The 7118-nt window shown below is 64.0% G+C and carries 5 protein-coding genes; 1 reads left to right on the top strand and 4 read right to left on the bottom strand.

What is annotated here, in order from left to right:
• Together VMS96_06870 and VMS96_06865 are read right to left on the bottom strand one after the other, a co-directional pair.
• On the bottom strand, positions 1 to 1575 hold a 1575-nt coding region (locus VMS96_06870; GenBank protein ID HVP43137.1), incomplete at its 3' end, for a hypothetical protein.
• Positions 1576 to 1585: 10 nt separating this feature from the next.
• On the bottom strand, positions 1586 to 3313 hold the full coding sequence (locus tag VMS96_06865) for a hypothetical protein (GenBank protein ID HVP43136.1): 1728 nt from the start codon (positions 3311 to 3313) through the stop codon (positions 1586 to 1588).
• A gap of 386 nt (positions 3314 to 3699) precedes the next feature.
• Here VMS96_06865 and VMS96_06860 point away from each other — a divergent pair, with 386 nt between their 5' ends.
• Positions 3700 to 6060 (top strand): glycoside hydrolase family 57 protein, encoded by a 2361-nt coding sequence (locus VMS96_06860; GenBank protein ID HVP43135.1) that lies wholly within the window; start codon positions 3700 to 3702, stop codon positions 6058 to 6060.
• 71 nt (positions 6061 to 6131) lie between these two features.
• Here the strand turns inward: VMS96_06860 and VMS96_06855 are convergent, their stop codons facing one another.
• On the bottom strand, positions 6132 to 6755 hold the full coding sequence (locus tag VMS96_06855; GenBank protein HVP43134.1) for a hypothetical protein: 624 nt from the start codon (positions 6753 to 6755) through the stop codon (positions 6132 to 6134).
• Positions 6756 to 6802: 47 nt separating this feature from the next.
• On the bottom strand, positions 6803 to 7118 hold a 316-nt coding region (locus tag VMS96_06850), incomplete at its 5' end, for a redoxin family protein (protein HVP43133.1).

The raw sequence follows: 7118 nt of genomic DNA, 5'->3' as shown, positions 1-7118 counted from the left end.
GATCAACGTGGTTTCATTCCCCAGTGTCCCGGGGCTGTCAGTGGACAATCTCGCCGCATATCTGATTGCGGGATTCATGCTTGCGCTGGAGACGCTGTAGCCGATCGCTAGATTGCCGAACTTGTCCATGGCGGCGCTTCCCATCCACCGATAACTGGTGTCCGGCGTCCACGTGCCCGTCTGCACGACACTGGGCGTCCCGTTGGGGTTTTGGATCTCGTACCAGCGGATACCCGAACCGGTGGTGCCGCTGGTCGCCACCGAGTGGTTCGTCACCAGCGATTCGTGATTGCCGAAATTGCGGTACGCCAGCCGATGCATCACCCGGTCGGCGAGGGAGTCCAGCTGTTGGTTCGTACCATTCACGCCGCAGTTGGCTGGAGTACACTGCGGCACACAGACTGAGTTGCCTGTCACAAACCAGTTGCAGGTCGCCGTAAACGCCGTCACCGAAATGAGCTGCGGGCTGATCGTCGACGCTGTCGGCCCGGCCGGACTCACCCAGTTGACCCCGTTCAATGTCGAACTGGTCAGCGTGTTGAAATCAACGTGGAATTTCCATAGCCCAAGGTTCGATTGGTTGAACCACTCCAGGAAGTAGTTCGGCGATCCTGTAGGCGGCAGCGTCGGCCCGTCCAGGTCCGAGGGCAGCAGGCCGAAGTCCTGGATATTGAAGCAGACCTGTTTGTTCCCCGCCGGGGTGTTGGGTGGGTTGTCGGAGGGTGTTCCTGCCGGCCCGGCTACGCCGCGCAGCGTGGCCGCACCATTGAGCATGTTGGTGCGATCCAGCGCACAAAGGATCGCCCCGACGGGGGCGCCCGCCGCCGTAAAGGAGTTGTACGAGAAGTAGTACGCGTCCGGCCAAACTCCGACCTTCGGATAATCGTTGAACAGGCGCTGGGTTCCGTTGGTGTTCACGAAATCGAAGAAGTAGAGGAAGTACTGCCCGGCCGCGTCCGCGGTCTGCGAGATGGCCACGCACTCGTAGTACGGACCCGTGGTTGAACCCGCATTGGCGAACTGGGTGATGATCCACCGGTCCGCCAGGTGGTCGTACAGCACGATCCCATCCCCGTCATTCGTGGTCTTGCAGGGATCACTTCCCGACAGCGATGCCCAGAGATTGTTGGTCAACGTCGGCCCCGCTACCACCGCCTGGGTGGCCTTGTCGAAGACGACGAAGCCGGTGTTCACGAGCTGAACGTACTGCGTCCGGCCCACTGCTCCGTCGGTATCCGGCGGGGCGAAGTTCACAGTAAACCCGGGGAAGGTGTCTCCCAGACCCTCAAAGTTCGTGCTCTGGATCGTCGGAGCATGGGGGCCGAACTGCGTCTGCGCCGCGGCGTCGCCGACCGGCGCCTTCGTCTGCCCGAGGGCCGACGAGAATCGCCGGTGTCGGATCGGGATCACGCGCTTGCCCTGCCCCGGAGGCATTGGTGGCATGTTGCGCACTGGGATGGAGAGTGGCGCCTGGTCCGACCCGCGGTTCCGGCGCTTTCCTTGCCCCCAGGCCGGCTGCACCGCAAACCCCTGCAGCGCCGCCAGCAATGACAGATACAATGCCAGGAATCTCATCGCCTCTCCCTCATTGCAGCCCCGACTGCGTTACCTTGACCGCGCAGCCGCCGGTCGATACCCCGTCCCCGCACAGCATATTGTCCTGGGTGGAGAAATATATGCTCGAGGCCTGGTTGCTGGTACTCACGTTGTCCACCACGATCCCGCTCGTACCTTTGGCCTCGGCGCGTCCAGTCGCGCTGGCCGGGAACGCGCTGGTGATGTCCAGGCTCATCACGCAGCCGGCGCTGCCGCCGCCCGTCCCCGTGCACCCATCCCCCACGCTCACGAAAAGCCAGTCCTTCAGCGCCGGCGGATTGAAGATCTCGGTCATGGGCGAGCAGGTGGTGCCTGTGGCCGAGTTGGACAAGGCGAATGAATTCCCGTCGTTCGCCGTCTTCATGTTGTTGTTGCTGTTGAACCCGATGCGGTACAGGGTAGGGTTCACCGTCGACGACGAGGTATACCCACACACGTAGACGAACCCGCTCGATGGATTGGTGTAGTAATTGTTATCGAAGGCCCCGACGAACATCGCCGGTCCGTTCTGCCCGACGTTGGCCTGCGGCCCGTTGCTCGAAAGCTGGGTATCCGCCTGCTGCACCGCCGCGTGTGACGCACCGTTGTTCCCGATGAAGAAGAACACAGTCTGCGCCACTGGGTCCAGCAGGGGTGCGTCGATGATGGCGCCCGCAAAAGGGGTGGGGTAGTTATTCAGCCCCTGGCACGGGGGTGGGGGCGGCCCAACGCCCGCACATACTCCGCGCGTACTCCCGACTTCCCGGATATAGCCAAAATGGCCGCCGTCATCGCCATAGAAGATGTTCTTCGAGACGGAGTCGTAGACCGCGCTTGTGAGCTTGCGGCCGGTCCCGCCGACCCCGGTGATAGGCCAGCCGGCTAAGACCTCTGTCGGGGTGCCGCTGAAGACTGGGGTGAACTTATGAAGCTGGCCATTGTCGTCGCCGACATAGAGCACGTCGTTACTGTAGTCGTAGAAGGGGGATGAGTTTGAGTCTGGTTGGGCGTTGTTGAAGATGAGGTTGACGATGCAGGAATTGCCTGCCGTGCATGAGCTCCACGAGCCCACGACTTGGTCCGGCGAGACAGGCGCAGCCACACTGCCTTGCCCGGCTTTCCACTTCAGGATGTGCAGGATCGAGCCGCCGGCGAGGTTCGTCCTCGATTCCACGTATGCGACCATGCTGCCGTCCAGCGACAGCACTGGCGACGTATTGATCGCGCCGCCTGTGTTGTAGGCCCACTTAACCGTCGGGAGGCCGCTTCCACAGATTCCGGTGTTTGGCGTGGATCCGGCGTAGAGGTTGCTGTAAGCGACGATCGTGGCCTGGCTGCCGCTGCCCCCGATGTTGAGCGCGAAGACCGCGAAATCGTTGGCGCAGCTCGGGGTCGCGTTGATGTCGAAGGTGTACTTCGCCGGGAATGTCCCCGGCGCCAGGAAGGCGCCCGCCCCTCCCAGGTTCACACTCCAGTCCACGCGGTGCTTCTTCGGCTTGGGCTTGACCTTCGGCTTGGGCTTGACCGGATGCAGCAGCCGCCGCCATTGCTGGTGCCAGAAGCGTGCGTCGGACACCACCGCGCCGGCCACGTCCGGCCGGCCCGGCGTCGCCCCGCTGAACACGACATGACGGTGGCTCCAGTCCTCGGGGAGGCCGGTGCGGCCCGGGCTGTCCACGGTTTGGGCGGAGGCGAGAGGAGACGCTAGCAGCACGGCCAGCCAGGCCACGGCGGCCATCGCAGGGATTCGGAGAAGAAAACGAAGGGGAAAGCAGGCTTTGAGGAGGTGGTCTCTCATTTCACGGCGCGTCGCATGCGGGTCATTCATGGTCCTTTACCTTTCCGATTCGAAGGAACCAGGCAATCTTGCCTGAGATGGTCTCGGACCAACGCTTCGATCGGATTTTGTTCTGATTCCGGAACACGGCTCGGTCAGTCGCATCCGGGGAAGGGGAATCATTGGGAAGCAAACGCACGCGCCCGCGGGTCATTCCGTCCATGACTGGTCCCGGCCAGGAACAAGGGAGTGTCCGTGGATTTTACACCTTACTCGCGCAGCGCGGAATCTCCTGGCCCGCACGGATCCACCCCGCCGGAGGGCTGGCGCAGCTTCGACTCGCCCCCATGCGCTATGCTAGCCGCGACATGCTACGCGTCCTCTTCCTGTGGCACATGCACCAGCCTTTCTATAAGGACCTGGTGACCGGCGAGTACCGCCTGCCCTGGGTCCGCCTGCACGCCCTCAAGGACTACTACGGGATGGTGAAGCTGCTGGAGGAATTCCCCCGCGTCCACCAGAACTTCAATCTGGTCCCTTCGCTGATGGCGCAGATCGAGGAATACGCCTCCGGCGCGGCCCGCGATCCCTTCCTGGATGTCGTCGCCAAGCCGGCCCCCGATCTCTCTCCTGACGAGCGGCGCTTTGCCATCCAATATCTCTTTCAGGCCAACGTCGCCAACATGATCGGCCGCTATCCCCGCTACAAAGAGCTGTGGACCCAATTCCGCGGCGTCGGCGAGAACCCCGACAAGGCCATGCGTTACTTCCAGCCCCAGGACTACACCGACCTGCAAGTCCTGTCGCAGATCGCCTGGTTCGATGAGTTCTTCCTCCGCGAGCCGGACATCGCCGCCCTGGTCAAGAAGGGGCGCGGCTATACCGCCGAGGACCAGCAGTTCGTGGTGAAGGAGCAGATCGAGCTGGTCGGCCGCGTCCTGCCCGCCTACGGCGACGCCGCCCGGAAGGGAAGCATCGAGATCTCGACCTCGCCCTTCTACCACCCCATCCTGCCGCTGCTATGCGACAGCGACCAAGGGCGCGTCTCGGTCCCCAATCTGCCGCTGCCGCAGAAGCGTTTCCGCCATCCCGAAGACGCCGAGGAGCAGCTCCGCCGCGGCCTCGATCTTCATCAGCGCATCTTCGGCGTGCGGCCCGTGGGCGCCTGGCCCTCGGAGGGCAGCGTCTCCGAGGACGTGCTCGCCATCGGGCACAAGCTTGGACTCCAATGGATGGCCACCGACGAAGGCGTCCTCGGCCGCTCCCTCGGCCAGTTCTTTAACCGCGACAATGAGGGCCGCCTCCTCGACCGCGGTCCCGAGCAGCTCTACACCATCTATCGTTACGAGAAGTCGGGCGCGGCCATGCACATGGTCTTCCGCGACCACTCGCTCTCCGACCTGGTAGGGTTCGTCTATTCCGGGATGCCGGCCAAGGAGGCCGCCGCCCACCTCATCCGCCGCTTGAAGGAATCAGCGCAACCGCTGCTCAGGGCAGGGAAGGACGCGGTCGTCCCCATCATCCTCGACGGCGAGAACGCGTGGGAGTTCTATCCCGAGTCGGGCCGCGAGTTCCTGCGCCGGGTGTACGATGCCCTCAGCCGCGACCCTGAGATCGAGGCGGTCACTATTTCGGAAGCCATCGCCCGGCAGAAGAGCTTCGCGCCCCTGACCCAGGTCGTTCCCGGCTCCTGGATCAACGCCAATTTCAACGTCTGGATCGGCGCGCCCGAGGACAACCGTTCCTGGGATCACCTCTCCCAGGCCCGCGATTTCTACGCCGCCGCCGCGCCCGCCGCCGCCGAGCCCCAGCGCCAGTTGGCCTTCGAAGAGGTCCTGATCGCCGAGGGCAGCGATTGGAACTGGTGGTACGGCCCCGAACATCATTCCGCCAACGACCGCGACTTCGACGAACTCTACCGCAAGCACCTTTCCAACATCTATCACGCCCTCGGCGCCACCCCCCCGGATTCGTTGGCCCAGCCCATCACCGCCGCGGTCGCCCGGCCTTACTTCGCCCCCCAGAGCGCGCACATCCACCCGCGCATCGACGGCCAGCTCACCGGTTATTTCGACTGGATCGGCGCCGCCATGTACACCGCCGACCGGCGCTCCTCCGCCATGCACGGCAAACAGTTCCTGCTCGATGCTGTGTACGCGGGCATCGACGAGGAATGGCTCTATGCCCGCATCGATTTCGCCGGCGGCGTTCCCGACGGCCGTGTTGACCTGATCGTCGCCATCCAACGCGAGCCTGCCGGCGTCCCGCCGGCGCCCGCCGGGCCTGCCGCAGCGGTTCTGACCAGCACCTCCGGGCGCAGCCGCACCCGCCAATCGCGTGCGGCATCCGTCCTCGCCGACCACCTCACCGCCCGCCGCCATCACCTCAAGGCCAAAGCGGCTGCCGCCGCCGCTCGGCCCGAACTGCGGCTCGATCTGGTTATCGACGATCACAAGATCGTCTCCGCGAGCCTGGCGGCCGCCGATCAGAAGGGCCAGCCTCTGCCGCCGGAAGGGTTCGAGGCCCATTTGAAGAAGACCTTTGAGATGAAGATTCCGCTGCCCGCTCTGGGCGCGCAACCCGGAGACAAGCTCCACCTTCGCTTCAGCCTGTGGCGCGACCGCCTCCCCATCGACGCCCTTCCCCTTGAGGGTTCTCTCGACCTCCAGCTCCTTTCCGACGAGGAGTTGAGTTCTCTAGCTACCTAGGCACTGGTAGACAAAAAGAAAGGGGAGCGCGTTCGCACTCCCACTGGGTACTTGGTACTAGGTACTGGGTACTACTTTCCCGCCCCGCTCATCGCCATGGGGCGGCTCAGTTCCATGGTGATCTCCGAGCCCGCCGGCAGTTCCGCCGAATGACGTTTGGTGAACCAGTGCGCTACCGTCACCGTGGCGCCCACGGTTGCTCCGATGACTGCTCCCTTGCCGCCGCCGGCCAGCGCCCCTACCCCCAGGCCCGCGCCCGTCCCGATCGCGATCTCCTTCTTGTCCCGGCCGGTCGCTCCGCTGCCCTTGATCTTCCCCTCATCGGTCACGCGCGTCCCCGTGTTCTTGTCCGTATCCACGATCACCGCGCTGATGTTGTACTTGCTGCCGTCCGGCATGGTCAGCAGGTCCGGACGCAGGTCGATCTCGGGCACGCCCTTGATCCTTCGGGGTTCGCTGATCTTGGCCACGTGTCCCTCGATGGCCGCCCCTACCGGGATCACCACTTTGTTCTCGATCATGACCGGTTCGGTCACCCGCCCGGCGAAGCTGTCGCCCACCCGGGTCCGGCTGGTCGAGATCGGCGTCTCCAGCTTCATCTTCACTCCCGTGCCCGCGGGCAACGACAGCGTTTGCGCCGCCACCATGCCCGTCAGCAACATCGCCACCACCGCGATTCCTACGGCTTTCTTCATCACTCCTCCTTGAATTTGTTCCGCCCTTTCCTGTGTGCCCTCTGTGGTTAGATGCCTTTCAGCACTTCGAGAACTTTCTCCATGGGCGCCCGATCATGCTGGTTCGCTCCCACGTACAGGTACCGGATCGCTCCTCCCCGGTCCACCACCAGAGTCGCCGGATGCGCGATGTTGAAGGCATCCATCCCGATCCGGTGATGCAACCCGTACGCCTTGGTCACCTTACGGTCCTCATCCAGCAGGAAGGGGAAGCTCACCGGGTGCTCCGCCAGGAACCTCTCCGGCTTGAAGAGCCCGCCCCGCTTTTCCGCCGCGATGTACAGCACCGATGCCCCTGCCTTTTCGATCTCGCCTTTCAGCGGC

The sequence above is a fragment of the Terriglobales bacterium genome (assembly GCA_035543055.1).
Lineage (GTDB): Bacteria > Acidobacteriota > Terriglobia > Terriglobales > Acidobacteriaceae > JAIQFD01.
This window is presented reverse-complemented; position numbering and strand designations above follow the sequence as displayed.